General features: G+C 54.9%; 16 protein-coding genes. 5 read left to right on the top strand and 11 right to left on the bottom strand.

The genetic code is table 11. The features are described from left to right. Nucleotides 1-19: 19 nt before the first annotated feature. A complete protein-coding gene (locus tag BMX00_RS13770; protein ID WP_090829597.1) occupies nt 20-1474 on the bottom strand; it encodes an FAD-linked oxidase C-terminal domain-containing protein in 1455 nt (484 codons plus the stop codon). A gap of 4 nt (nt 1475-1478) precedes the next feature. Further along, nucleotides 1479-2402: a 2-hydroxy-3-oxopropionate reductase gene (locus BMX00_RS13765; RefSeq protein WP_090829596.1), complete on the bottom strand. Its 924-nt coding sequence runs from the start codon at nt 2400-2402 to the stop codon at nt 1479-1481. 376 nt (nt 2403-2778) lie between these two features. Between BMX00_RS13765 and BMX00_RS13760 the strand changes: the two genes are divergently transcribed. Beyond that, nucleotides 2779-3933, top strand: a complete 1155-nt coding sequence (locus BMX00_RS13760) for an NAD(P)/FAD-dependent oxidoreductase (protein WP_090829595.1) — start codon at nt 2779-2781, stop codon at nt 3931-3933. A gap of 86 nt (nt 3934-4019) precedes the next feature. Here the strand turns inward: BMX00_RS13760 and BMX00_RS13755 are convergent, their stop codons facing one another. The 4 genes from BMX00_RS13755 to BMX00_RS13740 all read right to left on the bottom strand — a co-directional run bounded on the left by BMX00_RS13755 (nt 4020) and on the right by BMX00_RS13740 (nt 7927). After that, on the bottom strand, nt 4020-5693 hold the full coding sequence (locus tag BMX00_RS13755) for an alkaline phosphatase PhoX (RefSeq protein WP_090829594.1): 1674 nt from the start codon (nt 5691-5693) through the stop codon (nt 4020-4022). Between the two features lie 471 nt (nt 5694-6164). Beyond that, complete coding sequence (locus BMX00_RS14625; protein WP_090829593.1) at nt 6165-6770, bottom strand: hypothetical protein; 606 nt, start codon at nt 6768-6770, stop codon at nt 6165-6167. A gap of 72 nt (nt 6771-6842) precedes the next feature. Next, entirely contained in the window at nt 6843-7184 is a 342-nt protein-coding gene (locus BMX00_RS13745; RefSeq protein WP_143053117.1) for a hypothetical protein, read from the bottom strand. 236 nt (nt 7185-7420) lie between these two features. Next, on the bottom strand, nt 7421-7927 hold the full coding sequence (locus tag BMX00_RS13740; protein ID WP_090829591.1) for a hypothetical protein: 507 nt from the start codon (nt 7925-7927) through the stop codon (nt 7421-7423). Between the two features lie 567 nt (nt 7928-8494). Between BMX00_RS13740 and BMX00_RS13735 the strand changes: the two genes are divergently transcribed. The 4 genes from BMX00_RS13735 (at nt 8495) to BMX00_RS13720 (ending at nt 13045) form a co-directional block, all read left to right on the top strand. Continuing rightward, nucleotides 8495-8959: a hypothetical protein gene (locus BMX00_RS13735; RefSeq protein ID WP_090829590.1), complete on the top strand. Its 465-nt coding sequence runs from the start codon at nt 8495-8497 to the stop codon at nt 8957-8959. A gap of 12 nt (nt 8960-8971) precedes the next feature. After that, entirely contained in the window at nt 8972-9541 is a 570-nt protein-coding gene (locus BMX00_RS13730; protein ID WP_090829589.1) for a hypothetical protein, read from the top strand. Nucleotides 9542-9841: 300 nt separating this feature from the next. Continuing rightward, complete coding sequence (locus BMX00_RS13725) at nt 9842-10552, top strand: protein-L-isoaspartate(D-aspartate) O-methyltransferase (RefSeq protein WP_090829588.1); 711 nt, start codon at nt 9842-9844, stop codon at nt 10550-10552. Between the two features lie 45 nt (nt 10553-10597). Further along, nucleotides 10598-13045, top strand: a complete 2448-nt coding sequence (locus tag BMX00_RS13720; protein ID WP_218141561.1) for a spermine/spermidine synthase domain-containing protein — start codon at nt 10598-10600, stop codon at nt 13043-13045. Between the two features lie 24 nt (nt 13046-13069). On the opposite strand, the gene BMX00_RS13715 is transcribed toward BMX00_RS13720, so the two are convergent. The 5 genes from BMX00_RS13715 to BMX00_RS13690 all read right to left on the bottom strand — a co-directional run bounded on the left by BMX00_RS13715 (nt 13070) and on the right by BMX00_RS13690 (nt 21677). Continuing rightward, the gene (locus tag BMX00_RS13715; RefSeq protein WP_090829587.1) at nt 13070-14554 is read right to left on the bottom strand and encodes an exonuclease domain-containing protein; all 1485 of its coding nucleotides are present in this window, start codon (nt 14552-14554) and stop codon (nt 13070-13072) included. Between the two features lie 203 nt (nt 14555-14757). Beyond that, on the bottom strand, nt 14758-15984 hold the full coding sequence (locus BMX00_RS13710; RefSeq protein WP_090829586.1) for a family 1 glycosylhydrolase: 1227 nt from the start codon (nt 15982-15984) through the stop codon (nt 14758-14760). Between the two features lie 781 nt (nt 15985-16765). Then, nucleotides 16766-18061: a hypothetical protein gene (locus tag BMX00_RS13700; RefSeq protein WP_090829584.1), complete on the bottom strand. Its 1296-nt coding sequence runs from the start codon at nt 18059-18061 to the stop codon at nt 16766-16768. 660 nt (nt 18062-18721) lie between these two features. Then, nucleotides 18722-19213, bottom strand: a complete 492-nt coding sequence (locus BMX00_RS13695) for a hypothetical protein (protein ID WP_143053116.1) — start codon at nt 19211-19213, stop codon at nt 18722-18724. Between the two features lie 571 nt (nt 19214-19784). After that, a complete protein-coding gene (locus tag BMX00_RS13690; RefSeq protein WP_218141560.1) occupies nt 19785-21677 on the bottom strand; it encodes a putative bifunctional diguanylate cyclase/phosphodiesterase in 1893 nt (630 codons plus the stop codon). Nucleotides 21678-21766: the final 89 nt, after the last annotated feature.

Here is a 21766-nt window from a genome sequence, read left to right as displayed (position 1 = left end):
GGGCTCTAAAAAAGGGGTTTCAAAATCTCGGCAGTTCGGGGAATTTTTCCTCACCCCGATGCACATGCATGGCGCCATGCTCGGCGCAACGGCGCAACGCGGGTACTGCTTTTCCCGGATTCAGCAATTCTTCGGGGTCGAAGGCAGCTTTTATCGCGTGAAATATTTCAAGTTCTGACGCTTCGAATTGCGAACACATCTGATCGATTTTCTCGATGCCTACCCCATGCTCGCCGGTGATCGTGCCTCCGGCCTTTATGCACATCTGTAGTATCTGGGCGCCAAATTCCTCGGCCAGTGCGAGTTCTCCAGGCCGGTTGGCATCATACAGAATCAGGGGGTGCAAATTCCCGTCACCGGCATGAAAAACATTCATGCATCGTAGACCATATTTACTGGAAAGCGCTTCGATACCGGACAACACGTCCGCAAGCCTCTTGCGGGGGATGGTACCGTCCATGCAGTAATAATCCGGTGACACGCGGCCCGCCGCGGGAAATGCCGCCTTGCGCCCTGCCCAGAATCGCAACCGCTCCGCTTCGTCGCGCGACGCTTTAATCTCGGTCGCACCGCTCCGGTTCATGATCGCACCGATGCGCTCGATCTCTTCCGCCACTTCTTCCGTCGTGCCGTCGGACTCACATAACAGGATGGCGGCTGCGTCAAGGTTGTAGCCCGCATGAACGTACTCTTCGACGGCTTGGGTGGTGATCTTGTCCATCATTTCCATCCCGGCCGGGATGATGCCGGCAGCGATGACATTCGCCACCGCGTTGCCCGCCTTGCGGATATCGTTAAAGGCCGCCATGACAACCTGAGCCTTTTCCGGCCTGGGCGTGAGCTTTACAGTCACCTCGGTCACAACACCCAGCATGCCTTCGCTACCCGTCATGAGTGCGAGCAGGTCATAGCCTGGCGCATCCAGTCCCTCACCCCCAACTTCAAGAATTTCGCCGTCTATTGTTATGACGCGCAGCTTGAGGATATTGTGCACGGTGAGCCCATACTTCAGGCAGTGCACGCCCCCGGAATTTTCCGCCACATTTCCGCCAATGGAACAGGCAATTTGCGAGGAAGGATCGGGGGCATAATACAGACCATAAGGCGCCGCCGCCTCGCTAATGGCCAGATTGCGCACCCCTGGCTGGACCTGGGCGGTGCGTGCGAATGGGTCAATTTTCAGTATGCGTTTCAGCTTGGCGAGCGATAGCAGGACCCCTTTCGGGTGAGGCAGCGCACCGCCAGACAGGCCGGTGCCCGCGCCGCGCGCAACCACCGGGGTTTTCGACGCATGGCAAATCCGCAATACCTCGACAACTTCCTCTTCGGTTTGGGGCAGCGCTACGATCATTGGCAGTTGTCGGTATGCCGACAAACCATCGCACTCATACGGTTTCAAGTCCTCGGTATCATGAAGTACCGAGTTGGATGGCAGGACAGTGCGCAGCCTGGCGGCGAGCTCGAAAGAATTCATGGCCTCACGCCTGATCGCTATGCTGAATTTGATGGTTCGCCAACTTTTCCAATACCTGTACCACTGCCGAACTATCCGATTTGGCACCGCCATGGGCGACACATGCGTTGAACAATTCCTGAACCACTGCGGTAGTGGGCAAACTTATGCCCAATGCGCGTGCATTGGAAAGAGCAAGGTTCAGATCCTTCTGATGCAATTCAACGCGAAACCCAGGCTCGAATGCATGCCTGATCATGCGCTCGCCATGAACCTCCAGCACGCGCGAGGCAGCGAAACCGCCCAGCAAGGCTTCGCGTACCTTGAGAGGATCTGCTCCAGCCTTGGATGCGAACAGCAATCCCTCCCCCACCGCTTCAATGGTCAGCGCGACGATAATCTGGTTGGCGATCTTGCAAATCTGTCCAGCGCCATTGGCGCCTACCAGCGTGATGGTTTTCCCCATTAGTTCGAGAAAAGGCTTTACTTTCTCAAATACCGTTTCTGATGCGCCCACCATGATGGTAAGGGTCGCGTTCCTTGCACCGATATCGCCGCCGGACACGGGCGCATCTACATAGTCACACCCGAAATGCGCGATTCTGGCGGCAAACATTCTGGTTTCGATGGGCGAAATCGAACTCATGTCCATTACGATTTTACGGTCCGACAGACCGGCTCCCACGCCCGCGTCCTCAAGGCCCTGTGCGACCCCGTTCTCCCCGAACAGTACCTGTTCCACATCCTTGGTATCAGGAAGCATGGTAACGATAAGGTCCGCGCTGCGGGCCACCTGGCTGGGTGAAGAACAGGCCGTTGCTCCCTGACTGAGCAATCCATCGGGCACGCCGCGGCGGGAATAAAGAAATAATGTATGCCCGCCTTTGATAAGATGCCCGGCCATTGGGTTCCCCATAATGCCCAGTCCAATGAAACCAATTTTCGCCATAGTATGCCCATAAATTTGGATCGCGCCGTCGCGCAGCTTCTGGCAATTCCGGGAATCGAAGCTGCCACCGATTCACCGGTTTCCGCCGAGATTTCCTGATTTTCGCATGCATGGAAGCTTTACTGTAAACTTTGCCGCCGCCGCGCTGACTAATACAGCTAGGTTTCGCAAGCTCTGCCGCTTTCAGGAGTATTTGATTCACACGCGATAATTTACAGCTTGACTGGATCTGAAGGAAACCGGAATGATCGGATTTCAATGGGAAAACATTTCACGTGAATAAACTTGTTTACGATAAAACCCAAGGAGTAGGCACCGGGGACAAAGGGGATATAGGCGGCTCAAACGTCGAATCGGAAATAGCGGGAGCCCGGGCATGAGCCAGCAGCCTATCGTCATTATCGGCAGCGGCCTCGCAGGCTATACCGTGGCCCGGGAATTTCGCAAGCTGGATGCCGAGACACCCATCCTGATCATCTCCGCGGATCACGGCGGTTTCTATTCCAAGCCCACGCTGTCAAATGCGCTGGCCACGGGGAAAACCCCGGCGTCCATCGTGACTTCCAGCGCTGAGAAAATGGCCGAGCAGCTCAAGATGGTGGTCCGCTCTCGTAGCCGGGTAACTGCCATAGACCCGTCCAGTAAGACGGTGAAGTTGGAAAACGGGGAAAACCTGTCATACAGCCAGCTCGTCCTGGCAATAGGTGCCGACCCGATCCGGCTGCCATTGGAAGGCGAAGACGTGGAAGATATCCTGTCAGTGAATGATCTCGATGATTACCAGCGCTTGCGTGACACGTTGGAAGGAAAAAAGCATGTTACCATCCTGGGCGCCGGCCTGATCGGATGCGAATTTGCGAATGATCTCGCTGTGGCGGGCTACCGGGTAAGCATCATCGATATCAGCCCGCAGCCTCTTGGGAGGCTTCTGCCCCAGCCCGGCGGCGCCTTTCTGCAGCGCAGACTGGAAGCGGCCGGCGTGACCTTCCACCTGGGCGCCGCTACCCAACGCGTCGAGCGGATTCATGAAAGCGTTCGCCTGACTCTTGCCAACGGCGAAATTATACAGACAGATGTCGTACTCTCAGCCGTCGGGCTACGGCCCCGCACTGCAATGGCGCAGGCAGCCGGTATTGCGGTAAATCGTGGCATAGTGGTAAACCGCTCACTGCAAACCCACCATCCCGACATTTACGCACTCGGTGATTGCGCTGAGGTGGAGGGCAGGGTATTGCCATTCGTCATGCCTATCATGCATGCTGCGCGCGGCCTGGCGGCCACGCTGGCCCAGACTCCAACCCCGATAAGGTACCCTGCCATGCCTGTGCTGGTCAAGACACCTGCCTGCCCCACCGTCGTGTCGCCGCCCGACACCACTGCGCAAGGCGAATGGCTGGTCGAGGAAGACGAAAATGGAGTCAAGGCCCTGTTTAAAAGTATGGACGGCAAACTGCTGGGTTATGCCCTTCTCGGCGCGTCGACCAAAGAAAGAAACACGCTTGCGGCGCAGTTGCCGGCGGTGATGGAGTGATACGGAATGAATCCATCTCTCCTTCCACCGCCATAGCCGATAACGCAATACCGTTATCCCCAAGAGAGCGTTACAAATCCCCTTCTTTAGTCGGCATCCTGGTCGTTCCATTCGTGGCGATTGGATGCATGCAACTGCTTGGCCGGGATAATCTCATACGTTACGTTATCGCCATGCTGTTGCGTATAAAACACCCGCCAACCGTCCCGGAACGGGCGTGGATTTTTTGCGCCCAGGATGCCATGAACCGTTGGGTCGCCGTCGGAGATATGAACTCCAGTGATTTCGTTGTCCCCATCATTCTGGAACCCATTGGCGGGACGACCGTCAGTCAAGGGTGAGTCGATGGTGGCCGAGGGATCGCGCCCTTGCGCCAGTATGCGAATCGGCTGATTAACCTGTTTCGCATAGTCGGTGTTGATATCAAAAAGATAACCCGAGTCCAACGCGTTTCGTTGCGTATGCAAGCTGTCACCAGCGTCCTCGACCACAACCAGTTTGTTTTTGCTCCAGAAGGCTATGTTGTCGAAGCCAGTATGCGCAACATCAGATTTATAGAAAATCGCGAGGCGCCCGGAGTCGGCGGATGGCTCCTTCTGAGAAATTTTGAATATACCGCCAAATCCTCCAAAATCCGCACCCGCTTCTGTATTTTTGTTCGTGTCACCGGTTTCAGTGAAGTAAAACTCACCGAACGCTGTGCCAGGGCGAAAGACGCCATTCTCGGGACGCTTGAACGGCGTGGCTTTTTTTACCTTGGCTGCGGCATTGGCATCAAAAGGAACGAAGCCATCCACATCCGTGTCATGAATAATGACCCACCGGGTATCGAATGTCACGCCATAGGAATGCAGATCCTTTACGTCCAGCGAGAGAATATCGCCATCCGGATCAGCCGGGTTGAAAACGATGGGGCCGGCATGACGTTTGGAAGCTACCTGGAGCGCTTGCAGTTTACCGCCCGCTCTCAAGTCGTGCTTGTTCTTGGGGATAAAACGGTAAATAAAACTGTTGGGCTGTTTAGCGTTTTTATTTACAGTACCGGCTTTGCCGCCCACATCTTCGACGATCCAGAGATTTCCGTCCGAATCGGCTTGAATACCCTCGTAACCTCCGCGTCCGAGGATGCCGGAAATATCTTCCACTACTGAGGGATAATTCGCAGTGGCTTGCCATACACCCCCATTTTTACCCGCTTCGGCGGTGAACAGGAGGATTTGTGCCCAAGGGTACCAGGTTGAGCCATCAAAAGTCGGCAACGGTTTGTCGTTGATATCTTTATCCGCCATGAGTGTCACGCGGTGCGCCCCATCCGCTTCCAGGTTAATGCGGGTGATATAGCCCTGCTTGCCGCCTTCATGCCCTTGAAACAGGAAATGTGAACCGTAATCGTAATTGCTGTCCGGTCCGGTTTGTCCATGTAAAATCAGATAGGTATTTTTATCCGGCTCGGTCTTGCTGGCTTCTATAATACTTCCCGGGACCTGGACCGCGCCCGGCACAGGCACGAGCGGCCCGTCGTTGTTATAGCCGTAGAAACCGATCAGAACCGTCGGATTTTCGAGTTTCATCGCACCGCTCGCCCAAACGATCTGCTCTAATTCCTTGGAAAGAATATTCGGGGCCACAAAGCCGGCGACCTTTGGATTAGCTGCGGCAATATGCGTCAGTTGAGCCGTCGGCTGTGCCTGAGTATGGGTCGCTCCTAAAACCAACATAATCGCAGAGGCAGCGAGAATTTTTTCCGTGACAGGTGACATGAAGTAATCTCCCCAGTTGTGAACATTGTTGAATATGAGCAAAGCGCAGTTACTTTCGCAGTTACTTTATGCACAACCTGTGACGATACAATTTCATGTTGTTGACTGATTTGTTACAAACCTGAATGAGCGCTCTGCGACATCGTGAAAATCTTCGCAATTCTCGGAGCCCGAATTAGCTTCGGCTCCAGGATAGCGGATTCTGTGCAGAATGGGAGGGAGTGAAAAACCGGTTTGCCCAGGTTCGGTAATTTGGAAGAAACCGCCGCCGTGAACCCGGCCGGACGGCCACTGATGGCGGGAGTCCATCAGCGTTTTATGAGGTTCACGGGAAAACGGTAGTGTTAACCTAGGCGGTAGTGTTCATCTATGAAATGGAGCGGGGCGTGCTCAGACCCTCGAATTATAAATATAGATAAGGTATAGGCAAGGTATCGGCCAGGTATAGGCAGCTTGGTAACCCCATAAAGCCTAGAAGCCCTTCGAGCGCATGCAGGAAGCATAAGCTCCTTGGTATTGCGCATCATGCGATTTGGTTTCGTTAAGTCCGTAAAGACTTCCGCCCGCCGCGCCGGTCACGCCACCTATGGCGGCGCCCTTGCCCGCGCCGCTCCCACCCCCTGCGATGGCGCCACCTGCTGCGCCCACCGCTGCACCAATAGCGGCGCCCAGCGCGGCATTCTTGAGCACTTCCTCGGTTTTGCTGTTTACTCGCTCATTGGCGTATCTGTTGCATGCGTCCATGACGGACTGTGGAGGATACGCTGGGTGAGGAGGATGTGCGCCTTGCGGCGGATAGGGCGGCGGAGGAGGCACGGCGCCCGAAGTGCTCCTGTTAGACTGGGCTCCGCGGCTATTCCGTTGAGATTGAGCCGGTGCGGCTTTCTCAGCTGGCGGCGCCGCAGCGCCCTTCTCCTCTGCTGCGGGCGCTTGCTGGCCGACCTGGGCTGTTTGCCCATCTGGTGAACCAATCTTGGAGTCCCGTCCTACTACGAGCAACGTGGCGGCAACAGTCGCTCCGACCAGCAGTATTCCAATTGTTGCGAACTTCCAATAGTTAACCGATTCGTTTGACATTGCCTCTCCCTCTACTTCTAAAACATGACTCTATTTTCAACCGATCCCATTTATTAACGACTAACGAGCGAGTCAGTATGAACCGCCACTCGATCCGCCTTTGGCCTTATGTTTTTCGTGACCATGACCGTGACCCATATCTTTTCCCTGGTCCTGGCGTCCCTGGTTGTGGTCACTCCTGACATCGGAACGATTCTGGGCCTTTGTTGCGCCGCTAGCCCACTGGGCATTCGTATTATCGCTTCCTTGCTCACTCATGTGCCCGGATACCATCCCGCTAGGATTTCCTAGCTGACCCGCCCCGCCGGGACTCGTGCCATCAGGCTGTCCGCCGCCCCCGCGCGCCACGGTCACGCTGCCATAGCACCCGAACGCAATGCCTGCCAATAAGATGATAACGCTCCTCCTATACATGTGCATCTCCTTTCCAATTATTATGTTATTAAAAACTGCCATATTAAGTTGCTATACCCCAGCCTGCAGATTTCTCTATCGCTGGGGTCAATTGGGCACGGACCATCTTGCAGATTTTGAGGTCCAGCACCATTGGACCAACATACATCCACGCTCAAGGAACTTGGGCTTGAAACGCTGGGACATTCCCCGCCCCGCTACGCTTGCGCATCTCTCCATTATCGCATCACCTATTGCTACTGGCTGGGCTGGGGCGCTACTTGCAGCCAGCCGCCGGGGCAACTTTTGACGTAAGGATAATATCCTTCCGGGTTGCGGCAATAGTGCCAGTAGTTCGACGCCTGGGCCTGAGGCTGGACTTGCACGACCTCTTGCCGTTGAATATACACAGGCGGCGCAGCGGGGGCCGCCACCACAGGCGCATATCCGGGCGCATAGCCAGGCGCATACCCATAGCCAGGCGCATACCCGTAGCCAACCCCATACCCATAGCCGGGTGCGTAGCCTGCGGATGAGTATCCATAGTAGGCTGTCCTCCCGCCGAAATAACTGCCCAGGCCATATCCCAGCAATCCCATGCCTAATCCCAACCCCAGTCCATATCCGCCATAACCTCCTCCATGGTGATGATGTCCGTGGTGATGATGTCCATGGTGATGATGGCCGCCCCTTGCCCATGCAGAATTCAGGGGAACCGATCCCAGCAGCATAAGCGTCACGCACATCAATTTTGCTTTTCTCATTTCAATCTCCAACTCGTGGTTATGGCAATGTTTAGTTGCAGGAAGAGCTGATCAAAACCAGGAATCCTTTATTGCAGCCTTTGCTGACATAACGCATCAGCGCCGGAATCGGTTGTCGTACAGTTACTGCGAACGCAATAATATTTTTGAGCTTGATCTTTACCGGTTTTACATTCTCTTAACCGGTTGCTTGGCCAGGCGTGTGGTCTGCAATCGTGAGTGCCGCTTGAATGCCGTTTACGAATGCCGAGGATGGGTGCGTAGACATGTCGGCGGCCAATACGCTGCGCAAGATCAAGTCGAAGACTCAATTAAACGGTGACAGTTAAATGTGACAGTTAAGCTTGACAGATTCCGTGCGTAAAATTATCGCCAACCGCTCAGCGAATGCACTCAGCCAATGACAACCGATGTGTCGGTCACGCGTTATATTGATACGGCGCAAAATATTTTCTGACGATTTGGATAAGTGCTTCATAATCGAATGTCAAATGGCAATTGAAATCAACTTCAAATGGCAATCGAGATCAACCTCAGATCACCCAAAACTGCGAAGTGGAGATTGGCATGAGAAAAGCCGGATTGATATGCGTCATACTTACGCTGCTGGGATCGGTTCCCCTGAATTCGGCATGGGCGGGGGGCGGTCATCATCATGGTGGAGGTCTGGCGCTAGGGCTGGGGTTGGGATTATTGGGAGGTTATGGCCTCGGGTATTATGGTAGGTTCCCCTACTACCCTCCCTACTATGGGTATCCGCCTGCCTATGGTTACGGCCCGCCTGCTTATGGCTATGGATATGCGCCTTACGGATATGGGTACGCGCCCGCTTATCCGCCGGTCGTGGCAGTTCCTTCTGCGCCGGTTATCATCCAGCAGCAACCGCAGGTCATGCAGGCCCCGCCAGCGGCCTCAGCCCCGGCTCCAGCAGTCAACTACTGGCACTATTGCCGTAAGCCTGAGGGATATTATCCTTACGTCAAAAGTTGCCCCGGCGGCTGGCTGCAAGTCGCGCCCCAGCCAAGTCAATAAGCCAAAAAGATTATGCAAGAAAGACTACTTAAATTATTTCCGCTATTGGCAGTATGTTTCCTGGCCGGATGTGTAAGCATTCCGACCGGCCCCAGTATGATGGCCTTGCCAGGCAATGGCAGAAGTTTTGACGAGTTTCGTTATGATGATTATGTCTGTCGGCAGTTTGCTTACGAACAGGCTGGCGGAACACCTCGCCGAGCCTCTATTGCCAGTGGAGTAGGGAGCGCCGCCGTCGGTGCCGGGCTTGGGGCAGCGGCAGGCGCGGCTTTAGGAGGCGGACGCGGCGCCGCGATCGGCGCTGGCACCGGCATGCTGGCGGGCGGCCTGGCAGGAGCAAATACCGCCAGAGCCTCAGGATCTATCAGCCAGCAACGCTATGACATGGCCTACACTCAATGCATGTATGCCAAAGGTCATCGTGTGCCGGTATCCGGACAGGTCCAGTACAGTCCGGCCACTCCTTACCCGTCTACGCAGGGAAGTCCCTCAAGATCAATGCCTCAAGGCGTTCCGCCACCTCCTCCGGGGGCTCCGCCACCACCTCCTCCAGGGACTCCACCGCCACCCCCGCCCCGTTAAGACTCCTGGTCAGCTCGGGTTTTGTGCGCCGGCCGTAACAGGTATGTCCACGACTGGGCGATGGCCACGTATTGATGGGGCTGTGCTTGTGTTGACGGCCCCGCGGCTCTAATGCCGTAACCGGGCCGCGTTGGTCTCGCCACGGTAGTACGAGGTTGCTTATAGGCCCAAGCCCACCTGATACGTGAAGCGGTAAACAAAGCATAAGCGCACGCACGGACACCAGGCGAACGGGCAGTAAACGGAAGGGCAAGCAGTATCCAGGCCAGCAACCTGCCGGGGATTTGCTTTAATGAGGTTATGAAATGCCCTTCCGCTTTAGGTGTGCTGATCTATTTCTGCTCCGCCGTTTCATCACAAGGCGCGGAGTTCGGTGAATTGCGCCACAAATTGGTGGAGGAGGTTGCCGCCTCGGCACGCGACGACGGCTTCCCCCTGAGTCCCCGCGTTATTGCCGCGATGGAAAAGGTCGAGCGCCATCGCTTTGTGCCCGCCTGGCTGGTTCCCTTTGCCTATCTCAACCACCCCCTCCCCATTGGCCACGGGCAAACCATTTCGCAGCCTGTGGTCGTCGCAGTGATGACCGAATTGCTGAACGTCAAGAATGGTGACAAGGTGCTTGAGATCGGCACAGGTTCAGGTTATCAAGCGGCCGTCCTGGCGGAAATAGCCAAATCGGTCTACAGCATCGAAGTCATCGAGCCCCTGGAAAAACAGGCTGCCGAGCGATTAAAGTCCCTTGGCTATGGCAACGTCACCGTGAAAATGGGCGATGGTTATTATGGCTGGCCGGAAGCAGCTCCGTTCGACGCCATTGTCGTTACCGCTGCGGCAAGCCAAATACCACCCCCTCTGCTCAAACAGCTAAAACCGGGCGGACGCATGGTGATCCCGCTGGGTATGCAATTCGTGACACAGTATTTGATGCTGGTGGAGAAACGGGCGGACGGATCGGTGACGACTCGACAGATCGTACCGGTCGCCTTCGTTCCGCTTACGGGTGGGCATTAACGAATCTCAACAGGTGCGGCCCGCGCCCCAAGGATGAATTCAAAGATGCCGATGTCGCGCCCGCCGCTTATCGCGATCTCCTTGCTGTCCGCCTGCATGCTGGCGTATGAGGTGGTGCTGACGCGCCTGTTCAGCATGGTGCTGTGGCATCACTTTGCTTACATGATTATCAGCGCCGCAATGCTCGGATATGGAGCAAGCGGCACGGCGCTTGCATTGCTGAAAGAAAAAATCGCTCCGCATTTTGGCGCAGTGTACCTCACTGCTGCCGCAGCGATGGCGTTTTTGATGCCTGCGGCGTTTCTGCTGGCGCAGCAGGTTCCCTACAATCCGCTCGAATTGCTGTGGGACACAACCCAGCCAGCCAAATTGCTTGCGATTTATTTGCTGATGATGTTGCCTTTCTTTTGCGGCGGGCTGAGCATCGGGCTGGTCTGGTGGCGCTTCGGCCGCGAAGCGGGCCGCATCTATGCCTATGACATGCTTGGCGCAGGGGCGGGCAGCCTGGGCGTTATCGGTGTGCTGTTTCTCCTTCCGCCCGAGAGGTTTCTGATCATGCTGACGGCATTAGCCTTGCTGGCCGCCGCAATTGCCGTAATCGAGCTGCAGATGAAGCAAAGATCGCTGATGAAGGCATTTATCGGCCTGGCTTTGCTCGTGGCTGTGGTGCCATCCGGTAACTGGCTGGAAGTAAGGCCCTCTCCCTACAAGGATCTGAGCCAAACCCTGCATGTTGCCGGGGCGCACGTAGTCGCGGAGCGTTCCAGCCCGCTGGGTCAGATCACAGTCGTCGAGAACACCCGTATTCCCTTTCGCCATGCGCCAGGGATGAGCCTCAATTCCACCGACGAACCAGCACCCCAGTTGGCGATTTTTGTCGACGGTGATGGCCCATCGGTACTGACGCGATTCGATGGAGAGCTTGCGCCGCTGGATTACCTCGATCAGCTAACCTCGGCGTTGCCTTATCATGTGCTGGAAACGCCGCACGCAGAGCCGCATGTACGGCGGCATGCGGGGCCGCACGTCCTGGTACTGGGCGCGGGCGCCGGCAGCGATGTATTGCAGGCGCTTTATCGGGGGGCGGGAGAGGTCGATGCGGTAGAGCTTGACCGCAACATCATCGATCTGGTCAAGAAACGCTTCCATGAATTTGCCGGCGATCTTTATATTCGGCCGGATGTGCATGTGCACGAGGCGGAAGCGCGCGGCTTCGTCAATGCAACTCATAAGCGCTTTGATCTGATTCAGGTTGCACTGTTGGATTCGTTCGGGATCGCCTCGGCAGGACTATATGGGCTGAGCGAGAGCTATCTGTATACCGTGGAGGCGCTCCAGACCTACCTGAGCCGCCTTACGCCAGGCGGCGTGCTGGCCATTACGCGCTGGCTCTCCCTGCCGCCCCGCGATACGCTGAAGCTGTTCGCTACCGCAGCGGTTGCTTTGGAGCGCGAAGGCATAGCCAATCCGGCTGCGCGGCTGGTAATGATACGGGGCTGGAAGACCGTGACACTTCTCGTGAAGAATGGCGACTTCACGGGGCCGGAAATCGATGCGATCAAGCAGTTCAGCCGCGAGCGCTCGTTCGACGTGGCATATTATCCAGGCATGCGCGCGGATGAGGCCAACCATTACAACCTGCTGGATAAACCGTACTTCTTTGAAGGAGCAACGGCATTGCTCAGCACCCAGCGCCAGTCCTTTATCGACCGGTATAAATTCTATATCGAGCCTGCAACGGACAACCGGCCCTATTTTTTTCGCTTCTTTAAATGGAGCGCGGCCGCGGAATTATTTGCGTTGCGTAAGCAGGGAGGCATGCCGCTTCTCGATTGGAGTTATCCGCTGCTGGCGGCGACGCTGGTGCAGGCGTTTATCGCCAGCATTCTTCTGATCCTGGCCCCGCTTGCGGTATCGCGTGCCCGGCGCAGCCTTCCTCCTGGCAGAATGGCTTTCTATTTTCTTGCCATCGGCTTGGCTTTCATGTTCATGGAAATCGCCTTCATTCAGAAATTCGTGCTGTTTCTGGCGCATCCCTTATATGCCATTGCCGTTGTGCTGTGCGCGTTTCTGGTGTTTGCCGCTGCGGGAAGCCGGCTCGCCGGCCGATGGCACGGAAATGCGGACGCTGGCAGGTATTTAATCCTTGCGGTAGCCGGGATCGCGGCCTTTTCGCTGCTCTATCTGGCGCTTCTGCCCTACCTGTTCCGGTTCCTCATCCATTTACCGGATGCGGCAAAAATACCGATTTCCATTGCACTGATCGCGCCGTTGGCTTTGTGCATGGGGATACCCTTCCCCACCGGCATGGCGCGGCTGGCAAGCACGGCCGATGATGCAATACCCTGGGCATGGGCCATCAATGGTTTCGCGTCGGTAATAGGCGCGGTCCTCGCTACATTGCTGGCTATTCATCTGGGATTTGCCGCGGTGATTCTGCTGGCTGTCCTGATCTATACGGCCGCTGCCGCTGCCTTAAGAGGACAGGGTTAGGAGGACTCGCTCAGGAGGATTCACTCAGGAAGACTCACTTAGGTGGGCCTGTTCATCCAGACCGGGCAGCTCACAAAATTTAACCCGGCGGCGCGCAGGATGAGACTCCAGCGAGATTATTTCTGAGTATTTGTTCAAGCTTCTTTGCAGCAAATTGTAGATATCCAGATCGAAGCTAAAAGATCTGTCGAATGTGCGGGTCCGCAAGATTTCATCGAGTTCCGCTTCATCTTCCACGGTTCCGATGTGACACCAGTTTTCGAAAATGTGAAGCTCGCTGCGATCGGTATCCTCGTTGAGTTCGCGAATGCCGATCTTGCCGGAATAAGGCCAGCCCTTCAGCAGGTAAGGAACCAGTGCCTGCTTGAGGCGCAGATAATGAAGCTCTGGAGATTCCCTGCCCGCACATACGCCATCACAGCGCTTAAGCTGCTGGGCAAAGCATGCGCCCTTCCCACTTTCGATTCCTATCATGCGGGGGCACAGCCTGTTATCTATAGCCATCCTGCGAAGCGCTTCGGTAGCCGCTTTTTTTGAACGGAAGAGGCCATACAGATATTCGAACAGCGCCGGATCAATGTAATCCCCGGTAACTATATTGACCAGTGGAACCTGGTTGAGCCCATCTGCAAGGCTCAATGAAAACAAATCTCTGGAAGAACGCAGCCGGCGGTTATGGATGGGCTGGCGCTCTTTGATCAGCATCGATTCGAGCAGGAGCGCGCCCAGTTCTCCGGCGGTTTCTATCCAATCGACGCGAGTGAGCTGCTGCCCGATCCGCATATCCTTGCTGGATGCATGATCGCTGTTGAAATGCGACATCACACGGGATCGTAGTGCTATGCTTTTGCCGATATAGAGCGGCAAATCGTTCTCGCCATAAAAAAGATATACCCCGGGGCCGTCAGGAATCTCATCCAGAAAAGCGGCATCCAGACCGGCTGGCAAGCTTGGCCCTTTCAGTAATGAAGCAACCGCTTTCAGAACCCCATCTTCCCCCAGTTCGCGTTTGACCAGCTCAAAATAAGCCACCACAAGCTCGACATCGCCCATTGCCCTATGCCGGGCACGGCTAATAAGTCCGTGGCGATGCATGATTGCGTCCAGACCATGCCCCCTGTGCTGGGGATAGAGCGTGCGGGACAGCTTGACCGTGCACATGACCCTCTGACGAAGGACCGCGCCCAAACGCTTGAATTCAGCCTTGAGGAAACCATGGTCGAACCGGACGTTATGCGCCGCCAGCACCGCGCCTTCAATATAGCCGTACAGCTTGTCAGCGATGTCCTCAAAAAACGGCGCATCCCTGACCATGTCATTGGTGATACCGGTCAAGCGTGAAATGAAAGGAGGAATACTGATGCCCGGGTTAACCAGTGTTTCCCAGCGCTCGGTTTCTATTCCGTCCTCGAAACGGATGAGGGCAATCTCGGTGATACGGTCGTACAGGGGAGTTCCCCCGGTAGTCTCGAGATCCAGGATGACGCAGTTGTGCAGGCAGGAAAACATTGCTGTTACCGGGCTAGAACGATCCGATGCGGCCACCGGTCGAATTCTGCGAAAAAAGGATCGAAGAAAAGATCTTTAGGGCGCTCGCGAGAATAGTATTGCATCCTGCAGCCCAGCCGGGCTGCGGCGCCAACTTGTTCCTGACGGACACAAGTGTTTTTTTAACGACTGCAACTGAAATGCCGTGATAGGACACTGCCCGGCTAGAACATATCGGGTGTGGGACGGTCTGCGTGGAGGCAAATGCTCTCGGCTGGCAGAGCTTCTCCCCACTGTGCAATCAGACGCCGGTACTGCTCCCCAACGGGTCGTATTTTACGGTCCAGGTCGTATAGTCCCAGCGCGTTCACATGGCCGTTATTTTCGCAAAGGGCGGTGTCCCAGTCTACCTGATCGGTAAGGCTGTACCATGTGAAGCCGATGATTGGCACCCCATCCTGTTTCAACCGGATGATATTAGCCCACTCTTTCCATAGCCATGCCGGTGATTTTAATGAATCCGGGAGGTTCGTTTCCGTGTGCATCACAGGCATATGGTAGCGGTCAAAATATTGCTTTGCAATGACATAAAACCCGAAAACCTCGCCCGCACGGCTCAGATGGCCATCCTTAGAGACAAGCCGTTCATTTGTGATGTAGTAGTCATTGCCCATGATGCAGTGGGGTTTTAATGCGCGTCCCTCGTGCTGAAACCAGGCATAATCCTCGCGGGACATGCCGTTATCGGTCAGATACTGATACATCCGGGCACTCACATCCTTGCCATAGCAGAGATCGAGCGAAAGAAACCTTTTTTCGTTGAATAGATCAGCCTTTTCCCTGACTGCGGGGTCCTCCGGATGAAAGTATTCGCTCGATTCGCTCTGGATGAAACGTGCATCAGGCCGGACCTGCAAGATGGCTCTTTCTGCTAGCAGGGTTGCGTTGCACAGGTTCTGCAGCGCGGTCACAAACGCTCGATCCGAGGACAGGCGCTCGTTCCACAATCCCCACTGAGCGGAAAAAATCGCGCAAACGTAGATTTCGTTCACCGGGGTGTAGAAGCGTACCCATGGGAAACGGGCCGCAAATGCACGTGCATACTCGGCAAAAAGCGGAGGCCATTCCGGATTTTGAAAATTACCGACCCAGTCCGGTACGCCAAAGTGGCAGAGGTCTACTATTGGATTGATGTTCAGCTTCTGCAACTCATTGAAGGTCTCGTCCGAAAACGACCAATCATAACGTCCGGGTCCAAGGTGAGTACGATAGTAGGGCGGCCCATAACGCAAGTACTCGATACCCATTTCACGCACGAGTTGAAAGTCCTCGCCCCACCTCTGATAGTGACCGCACTTTTCCATCTCGTCGACGCGAGCTGTCGCGCCGTCAGAAAGACGAATTGTGGGGTAACTATTTTCGATACCTGTACTGAACAGGAAGCGATTCATGTGATGGGTATTGCAAATGGCAAGACTCTGGACAACGTTGTCTCATGATCCAAGTTTAGCCTTTGCTTCGATTCTCTGCTGCGGCAGCGGATTACTGATGATTTTAACCCGTTTCAGGTCTTGAACAGCCAGATGAGAGCTCGTTACAAAAGTAAACCAATTGCAAACTGATGCGTTATTTGCACTGTAGTCAAGCAGATAAGGGTGCTAGCCATGAGAAAAATTCGTTTTGTAATATTTGCGCTGTTCCCGCTGTTCCTTGTAACAGCTGGAATAACTAGCGCTTATGCTCATAATTCGATGAGCTTCAGCTTTAATCTAGGTGGCGGAGGCTACTACCCTCCACCTCCTGTGTACTACACTCCCCCTCCTCCTGTGTATTACGCTCCGCCTCGGGTTTATTACCAGCCGTTGCCGGTATACCAGGGATATTTAGTACCAGGCGGCCAATATAATGGGCGGCATTATCGCCGGCATCATGATGGTGATGATCGTGGCTGGCGCAGATATCGCGGTCGTCATCACGATGACGACTAATACACTGCTTATCCGTAAGCATCGATAACCAACAACTTTAATCGAAAAAAATCAGTTCCAGGGATGCGACGCCTTCCATACCCAAGTTTCGAAAATCTTGTTGAGCTTGTCGCGTATAAAAAAGAGACTCACCGCATCGTTTCCCAACGATCGCCCCGGTGAAGTCTCCATTCCATTGCGGTAAGGCGGCTCAACTACCGCGCACGAAGTTCTTCCGAACATTTGACTTTGTAATATCGGAATGTCAGGGGTTGGCCTTGAGCCTTGCCGGCTTTTTAGGCAGGGCATCCAGAATGATGTGGCTAAGATTGATGTCCTTGCCGGGATAGGTGGCGCCGCCGCTGGTGTTGTGGCAGCTGAAGCAATTGGTGCCGCTACCCTGCACGAAGGTCTCCATGGTGGAGTTGGCGAGATTGATAGAGCCGATGGCTTCGGACTCGAGATTTCCGTTACCGGGCTGGAGCGTGTTGGCAAGTATCCAGACAGTGCCGACCAGACGATAATTGGCAAAGACAGGGTTAACCGTATTACTTGTCTTTTCCTTGATTGCCGTCTGGAAATTCTGATTGGCGGACTTGATATCCGCCACGCGCGTAGCGGGGGTGGCGCCGCCATAGGCAAATTGACGGAAGACATTAGTGATCGGGGTGATCACCTGCGTGGCCGGGTTGATCGCAAGACTGTCCGGCATTTGATTGGAGGCATTGGCCGGCGTGCCGCCCTTGTAGAACGTATAGTTTTGCGTGTTGATGGGGCTGGATGAATTCGGCTTCATGCCGGGGGGCAGGTCAGGGGCGTTGCCGATCTGCTCGAAGGTGGCCCAGGCAAACTCAGGTTGATCCTTGATTATGCCGACCACATGCACGCCGACGAGGGCAACGGTGACGCCGGGCTGGGTCTGGCCGTTCGGCTTGATTCCGCCGTGGCCATCACTCTCAAGCAGGTCGATGGTGGCAGTGGTGGTGAAAGTGTCATTGGTATTTTCGCCAGGTTGTACGATGCGCCACGATGCCTTGAAGACCGTGGCAGCGATGGGATAGGGCAGCGCGGGCGCGGCATTTTTATAGTTGTCCGGCCCATGGTATTTCTGCGTAAATGCAAAATAGATCGGATCCATATGAGTGGAATAATAGACGGCGCGCCCATTCTGGTCGACGAGCACGCCGTTCGATCCAGCCTGCTCGATGCTACTCATTTCTGCCGGTTTCTGAACGCGCGGCTTGAGCGCCAACGGGCGCGGCCCTACTTTGGCTCGCAAAGCGCTGCCAGACTTTAGGTCGTCGACAGTGGGAAGACTGAGGAAGAGCGGCTGTCCAGTTCGATCGTTCTGCATCCAATGGACGAAGGCAGTCCATGACCAAACATGAAAATCACAGTCAGTGGTCGGTTCGGGACCCGTGGGACTGATAAAAAGCGGTTGGAGGTTCTTGGACTCCCACCAACCAAGCGGCGCATTACAGGTCGTCTGTGCGGCGAGATTTCCATTCAGACTAAAGAGCAGAAAAGCCGTCGCGGCGATAGGGATATATTTATTCTTCATTGGTTATCTCCTGATTGATCTCAAACAAAATTTTTATTCATCCGCGCCTACCAGAGTCGCTGCGCCACGATCAGGCGATGAGCGCTCCTTTTGGGCTTATTCGTCTTTTGGGGAAGTAAGTTACGGTGCAACCTATGTTACCGGCAGGTTGTCAACCTCATGCCCGCCGTAGCTGAAGATGTTGTGGCCCTTGCAACGCGTTGACGGTGAAAAATGTGGCTTCCAACTTCGTGTTGCGCCGGTGACCTGCAGAGGCTGGGAATGAGTTTCCCGAAGTGCATGCGCCGAATATAGACAAAACGCGGCGATTTCAATGCAGCGAAAAGAAACCGGTTTTTCAGTCTCTTCCGCAAGAAGGAGATGGTGCGTAGTTCGAAGCGAGGAATAGGCGAGACATCTTGAGGCGGGATGGAGGTTTGCGCCCACCCTTTGCATCCCTCATCCGCTATAACAATGTGCAGTCTTAGAAGGGTTTTACCGCTCTTGCGGAGACATTAAAAAACGCCGAAAGCTCGAAATGCGTCAGCGGCAGAATTTAGACAACAAGCCGCCCTGGCAATTGAGTAAAAACCCCGCTTCAAAGAGCGCATTCTTTGGTTGAGGTCAGATTAAGGGATCGTCGGATTAAGGGACCGCTGCCAAGCATTTGTCTAGCTCATCTTAAAAGGACCGATTCTTATACCCACACACACGTTCAAGAATCCACCTTCTCTGTTCCGCCCACCAGGCCGAAAATGCGTCATCCTCGTGGTCAAGGCCGTCATTAGTGAACTTATCGATGTCCCAGAAGAATGCCCCAGTCCCGACCACACTACGCCAAATCATTTCCAGCTCGTATAGCCTCTCTTCATATCCGTCTCGCTGGGTCTTGAGTTGCCTAAGTTCAAATTGCTTGGCGCACCACACGCCCAGAGTTGCAAAAATCACCCATATTCCGGTGTTTAGCCCGGAGCCGGCATACGACGGTGAGTAGTGCATAACTATTCCTACAATAATGAAGAACCAGTACCAATAACTGCTTGCTGCTTTTGCCGCACTCTTGATCCGCTCGTCCAAATCAGACATTAAGCCAAAACATCGCGCCGCCGCCTCAATTACTGAGTAAGCGATATCGATGCGCCGATTAAACTCTATCTTTTCTAATTCGGTCATTTGAACCCCTAGCTCAGCATTTAAGACTATCGGGCGCATTAACACGACCCCGCCTGATCGTGCGTGCCCATAGGTAAACTGAATGGTTTTGGTCTGGGCAGGTAAGTCGTCGCTGCATTAAACACACAGCGAGGCGACCGCAAACATGCGCTCATCACTCTCCAAACACCAAGGCGTATGTTACGAGTTATAGCGCCGCTCACCCATTGGACTGAGGTACAGTGTGAGGAAGGCAATGACCATGAGATTCCTGGTCCACAGCCGCAACGCCAAGTAGGTCAATAACGAAACATTGGGAAGGTGGCACAAACAAACTGTCTAAATACGGTTAAAAGCGTGCGCTTAAAAGCGCAATAGAAGAGGCCTACCGACAGAAAATACCCTCACCCGCGAACCTCTCCCCGGAGGATAGGAAGAAGGTGCTCCCAGTGGCAGAGGGGGCCATAAGCGGAATTAAAAACGGCTCAAAGAAATCCGGCTTTCAAAAGGGAACTCTTTCGATGGGGAAATCATAATGTAGCGCTTCGCTTCTTCTTCGATAGCGCGAAGAGAAGATGGAAATCCAACGAGCTTAGGTCGGAACCCGGGACCAATGGGTTTCCCAATCATTAAATCTGTCCGTGGGCATCGGCATGCCGACAAAAAAGCCTTGTGCTACATCGCATCCCCAGGTACCAAGCTGATCCCAAAGTGCCTGGCTCTCTACACCTTCCGCGACCACTCGCAGACCGAGATTATGACCCAGCTCGATAGTTGATCGCACAATCAGTGCAGAATCGCTGCTCGCCACCATCGGCATTACGAAAGATTGGTCGATCTTGATCCAGTCGACCGGCAGTTTTTGCAAGTAGCTGAGGCTGGAATACCCTGTGCCGAAGTCGTCAATGTAGAGCTCGACACCAAGTCCCTTAAGGCGAGCCAGTGTATCGAGTGCACGTATCGGGTCCTCCATCAATGCGCTCTCGGTAATTTCAAACTGAACGAGCTCTGGCGGAAGGCCCCAGGTAGAAAATAGGCCTCGGATACGTTCGATCAGCGTTGGATCACGCAGATCGTGCATCGACAGGTTTACTGATAACGGCCTTGCCAGCCCGGCTTCATGCCAGGCATAGACCTGGCTGAATGCGGCTTTCAACATCCAGTTTGTAAGCGGGCTGATGAGCGCGGCTTGTTCCGCGAGCTTGATGAATTCGCCGGTGTCGATCGAGCCGTGCGTAGGGTGCTCCCAGCGCACCAGCGCCTCCGCGCCGCACGGTTGGCGCGAGGGGATGGTTGCCTTAGGCTGGCAATAGAGGCGCAATTCGTTCCTTTCGATTGCTCGCCGCAACTCACCCATCAGGCTAAGCCGTCGCGTGTTTTCCTGTTCCTGCCCGCTGTAGAAGGCATAGCCGCTGAAGGCATAGCCGCTTCTTGTGGGCTTCGCCTTGCGCACCGCCGCGTTCGCCCTCCTCAGCAGGGTTTCAGCCTCGATACCGTGCCCCGGAAACAGCGCAATTCCAGCGGATATCGGCGGGTCTATTGTCAGCTCCGATATCTCCACCGGATCATTCACAACGTCTATAAGCCGCTGGGCTTCCTCCGCTGCATCATCGGCTCCGGCATTCTGGACTAGCAGAGCAAATGCTGCTTCGCCTATATGTGCCAAAAGGGCGTCGGGCTTCGCAGCTCCCGCAAGACGTCGCGCCAGTTCTTGCACCAATTGGTCTCCCGCGCGGTGGCCGAGGATTTCGTTGATTTCATGGAATTGTCCGACCTCAAGGTAGAGCAATGCCAAGGGTTGATGTCGGCGCTTCGCAAGCTCTATCGCTTCTTCCAGGCGCTCATGCAAGTGGACTCGGTTCGGCAGATCGGTCAGACGGTCATGGTAAGCGAGGTGAGCAATCGCATCTTGAGCTTTGTGGTGTTCGATTCGCATCCGCAAGTTTGTAATCCCAAAGGCAAGATCATCCGCCAGCTCGTTAAGCAGCGCGAGTTCTTCGTCGTCGAATCCCTCGGGGTCGGCCGCTGCCATTAAGAGCGCCCCCAGTATTTCTCCCTCAACCTGAAGTGGAAATGCCGCAGCCGAGGCATAGCCTCTGGCTGTTGCAAATTCCATTAACTTGGCGTCAGCGGGGGTAGCATAGGCGGGGTCAGTCAAGATGTGCTTCGCCACGCTGCGTTTGCCCGTGCTAACGGCGGCAGCGAACGGCTTCCTGGCAATATCTGTACCACCCCAGGAGGGATAAAGCGTCTGGAGATGTTCTTTGTCCATCCCAACGCACTCCCTCCACTGGATATCCTTGTTTTCATCATTTCGGGTGTACCCGACACACGCGACGGGGTAGCCGCCCTGCTCAACGATTACGCGGCACATCTCGCGCAAAAGCTCCTGCTCGTCCGAGGCCCGCAGCAAGGTACGATTGCCGGCGCTCAAGGTTCGCAATGCGCAGCTGATACGCTCCAAGTTGTCTGGCTTTTTGTCCACTGGCATAAACTCCCAATTATTTCCCCGCCGGGCTCCAACGCTAAAAGTTAAATCTCCCCGCTTGCGGAGGCTACATCGCAGATGCGGTC

It is taken from the genome of Nitrosovibrio tenuis (genome assembly GCF_900109785.1).
In the GTDB taxonomy this organism is placed as follows: Bacteria; Pseudomonadota; Gammaproteobacteria; order Burkholderiales; family Nitrosomonadaceae; genus Nitrosospira; species Nitrosospira tenuis_A.
The sequence above is the reverse complement of the archived record's forward strand: the minus strand, read 5'-3'. Positions and strand labels throughout refer to the sequence as shown.